Source organism: Myxococcus sp. AM011 (assembly GCF_013372595.1).
GTDB lineage: Bacteria > Myxococcota > Myxococcia > Myxococcales > Myxococcaceae > Myxococcus > Myxococcus eversor.
Genome location: NZ_JABXEM010000480.1, coordinates 1 through 3,337, shown reverse-complemented (window position 1 = coordinate 3,337; position 3,337 = coordinate 1). Strand labels below are relative to the sequence as shown.

The following is a 3,337-nucleotide window of genomic DNA, read 5'->3' as shown; positions in this document are numbered from 1 at the left end:
GGGCTACACGGACGTGGGGAGCCTGGCGCGGCGGGCGCGGATTCCCAGGCACGAGCTGACGCGGCTGGCGCTGGCGGGGGCGCTGGGCTCGCTCTGCGGCTCACGTCGCAAGGCGCTGTGGGACATCCAGGCGCTGGGGCCGCTGGACTCGGATGACTTGTTCTTCGGGATGTCGATGGACGGCACGGAGGTGGAGCTGCCGTCGATGGATGTGTTCGCCCGCGTCTGCGCGGACTACGACACGGTGGGGTTGTCGCTGGAGAAGCATCCGCTGGAGCTGCTGCGGCCCACGCTGAAGAAGCTGGGTGCGGTGACGGCGGAGGGGCTGAAGCAGGTGTCTTCCGGGCGGACGGTATCGGTGGGCGGGATGATGATCTGCCGACAGCGGCCGCCGACGGCACGCGGGATGTGCTTCATCTCGCTGGAGGACGAGACTGGGATTGCGAACCTGGTGGTGCCTCCGGATGTGTATGAGCGGTGCCGGAAGGAGATCCACGGCGCCCTGTTCATCGTGGGGCAGGGTGTCCTGGAGCGCTCGGGGAAGGTGACGAACGTGAAGACGAAGTTCGTCCAATCCCTGTCACGGCCCTGAGAGGCATCCCAGGCGCGTGCTCCCTGGGATGCCCGGCTCATCAGGCGTGGTGCCTCAACAGCCGCAGATGCGCGTGGTCGTGGTGGTGCACGCGCCCGCCGCATCGCAACAGACCCGGGTGAGGAGCTGGAAGCGATCATTCGGGCCCAGCTCGCACCGACCGACTCGACACTGGCCATAGGTCTCCGTGCACGTCACGGCGGCCTGGGAGACCTGGCCCTCGGCGTCTTCGACGGTGTCTGCGAATTCCGCTCCACCGCAGCCCATGAGCGACAATGCCAACGCACCCACGACCCAGCTCAGGTTCTTCATGTGTAACCCCCTTGGGCCCGCATTTCCATGCGGGACATGTCAGGTTAGAGGGAACATGGAAGAGGGTGCAAGGCAGTGGCTGTCTTTCACGCCGGGTCCGTGGCGATGACAGGGGTTGGGCCGTCATCGCCAGGACCTCACGGCCTCAGCAGGGTCTGCACTCCATGATGAAGAACGGCGTGACGTCCTCGGTCTCCGAACACGATGACTCACCGCACGCGCACCGCAGTGTCAGCACGTGGTTCGTGTAGGTGTCGTCGTCGTAGTAGTGAAAGGTGCAAGCTTCGCGCTCCTGGGCTTCCGCCCGGGGCGCGTAAGTCACGTTGCCGAAGAAAAACAGCCCCGGGATTCCCAGCGACAGCGCACCGAGCAGTAACTTCTTCATGCTCCCTCCCAGCGAGTGGGCTCCGAGAACGCAGGTCGGCCGACCTCCCTCGGGCGCCAGGATCATGATCCACCGGCCGGGCCTCCCTCGACCAGCCCTTGGCTGCTCTCACACTCTCACTGGAAGTATGAGACATCGTGGTATTTCTGCTTCACATCCGCGGAGATCTCTGCGATGGGTCGGGTCTATTCCGCCCGGGGCGGCTTGAACCCAGATCCCTCGAAATTCGCGAATATTTCAGCTGGGTTGCGATATTTTTGAGGTGCTGGATATAGTTGCCGGGGATTCGGATATGAAAATCAGCACACCTGGTGCGTCGGCGACCCACTCCATGGAACGAGCATCCCGAACGGTGACCCAGGTTGCGCGACCCGTCCTTCGCTCCGTGCTTCACGAGGCGTTGGAGAGTCAGACTGGGGGTGAGGTGGTGGTGAAGTCGACCACCGTCTCTGGTCGCATCTTCGTCGTGGAGCGGAAGGTGGCCTGGGCGGTCCTGAATGGCCCCGGGGTCCAGAACTTCTCGTCGGTGCTGATCCAGCAGCAGCTGGTCAGCCGGGACGACGTCGAGCAGGTCATGTCGGAGTGCCGCAAGAACGGAGGCAACTTCTGCGAGGTGCTGGTGGCGTGGGGCCTGGTTCCCCGCGACACGCTCCGAGATCTGCTCCGTGGCCACATGGCGAGCCACCTGGAGGTCCTGCTGTCGCTCCAGGACGCCCAGGCCCTCTTCGTTCCCCAGCCGCGCACCTACTCCAGCCAGCTGACCTTCAGCCTGGAAGAGTTGCTCGCACCCGCCCAGCAACACTCCACCCACCCCCCAGCCGAAAGAGAAGTCATGCCGAACGTGAAGCAATCCCTGGATGAGACACTGAAGATTGAAGGTGCCTTCGCGGCCTGTCTGGTGGATGCGAAGAGCGGAATGTGTCTGGGTAGCCAGGGAGGCACCGCGACCTTCAACATCGAGACGGCCGCCGCGGCCAACACCGAGGTCGTCCGGGCCAAGCTCAAGGCGATGACCGTGCTGGGCATCAAGGACCGCATCGAGGACATCCTCATCACCCTGGGCGAGCAGTACCACATCATCCGCCCGCTGGCGTCGCGTGAGGGTCTGTTCTTCTACGTGGCCCTGAGCCGCGCCAACTCGAACCTGGCGATGGCGCGCTTCCGCCTGGCGGAGATCGACAAGGGTCTGCAGCTGACCTGAGTCGTGCCCTTCGGCGCCCGCCGTGTCAGGCGGGTGCCGGCCTTCTCACAGCGCGAGTGCCCAATCGCGATGGAGCAATTCAAGACATGCTCGAGCCCCGCCAGATCCGAGCGTGCCAGTGATTGTCATTCGCGTGGCGAGCCATTCGCTCCCTGATTACGGCGACACGGTGAAGCGGAAGTTCGTTCGTAGTTGGAGTCGTACTGCTCGCAGCCCACGCTGGAGATTCGGAACCACGGCTCCAGCGTGCCCTCGGCGGGGAGCGCGAGCACCGGCGCGGCGCCCATGGTGGGCTGCCCCGCGACGTCGAAGCTGCCCTCCGCCCCTCCGTTGAGGCGGTAGTGGCCGGTGAGACTCCAACCCGGGCCGCCATCGGGCAGGGTGACGCGGCACTGCGGCAGCCGGCTGGCGTCATAGGCCACCTGGACCTGTCCGCCCGCGAGCAGCGTCTGCGACTGGGCCAGCGACCCGTTGGCGCCGAAGGTGATGACGGGCGGAGTCTGCGCCCCCGCGCTGCCACCGAACAGCAACAGGGAGAGCGCGAGGAGGGACTTGAGTCGGTTCAAGGGGTGGCTCCCGGGTGAGAGAGTCAGGCCCATGGGCCGGCGGCGCGGCGCTCGGGCCACCTCGGGGAAGGAGGCGGGCGCATCAAGGCGTGGACCTCCGACGCCCGGCCGCCTCGTTGATACCGGGCATTTCGAGTAGGCTCTGCCGCGAACACCTTGGAGCGAGCACCGAATGACCCTGTTCAGGAGGCCGTCCCCGGCCGGCGAGCCGAGTGACGATTCGAGCCGCAACGCCACTCCCACCGAGACGCCTTCCGTCTCCGACAGCCCCAACCCCGTTC

The 3,337-nt window shown here is 65.7% G+C and carries 4 protein-coding genes and 1 pseudogene; 2 read left to right on the top strand and 3 right to left on the bottom strand.

Features of this window, described 5'->3' with window-relative positions:
* Nucleotides 1-592 (top strand): annotated as a pseudogene (locus HUW62_RS46385) (error-prone DNA polymerase); the annotation flags it as partial.
* Nucleotides 593-646: 54 nt separating this feature from the next.
* On the opposite strand, the gene HUW62_RS46380 reads toward HUW62_RS46385, so the two are convergent.
* Together HUW62_RS46380 and HUW62_RS46375 are read right to left on the bottom strand one after the other, a co-directional pair.
* Nucleotides 647-904: a hypothetical protein gene (locus HUW62_RS46380; protein ID WP_163867110.1), complete on the bottom strand. Its 258-nt coding sequence runs from the start codon at nucleotides 902-904 to the stop codon at nucleotides 647-649.
* A gap of 145 nt (nucleotides 905-1,049) precedes the next feature.
* The gene (locus HUW62_RS46375; RefSeq protein WP_163867111.1) at nucleotides 1,050-1,289 is read right to left on the bottom strand and encodes a hypothetical protein; all 240 of its coding nucleotides are present in this window, start codon (nucleotides 1,287-1,289) and stop codon (nucleotides 1,050-1,052) included.
* 430 nt (nucleotides 1,290-1,719) lie between these two features.
* Between HUW62_RS46375 and HUW62_RS46370 the strand changes: the two genes are divergently transcribed.
* A complete protein-coding gene (locus tag HUW62_RS46370; protein WP_368670654.1) occupies nucleotides 1,720-2,490 on the top strand; it encodes a hypothetical protein in 771 nt (256 codons plus the stop codon).
* A gap of 125 nt (nucleotides 2,491-2,615) precedes the next feature.
* Here HUW62_RS46370 and HUW62_RS46365 read toward each other — a convergent pair whose 3' ends face one another.
* On the bottom strand, nucleotides 2,616-3,056 hold the full coding sequence (locus HUW62_RS46365) for a DUF6209 family protein (RefSeq protein ID WP_163867113.1): 441 nt from the start codon (nucleotides 3,054-3,056) through the stop codon (nucleotides 2,616-2,618).
* Nucleotides 3,057-3,337 lie beyond the last annotated feature (281 nt).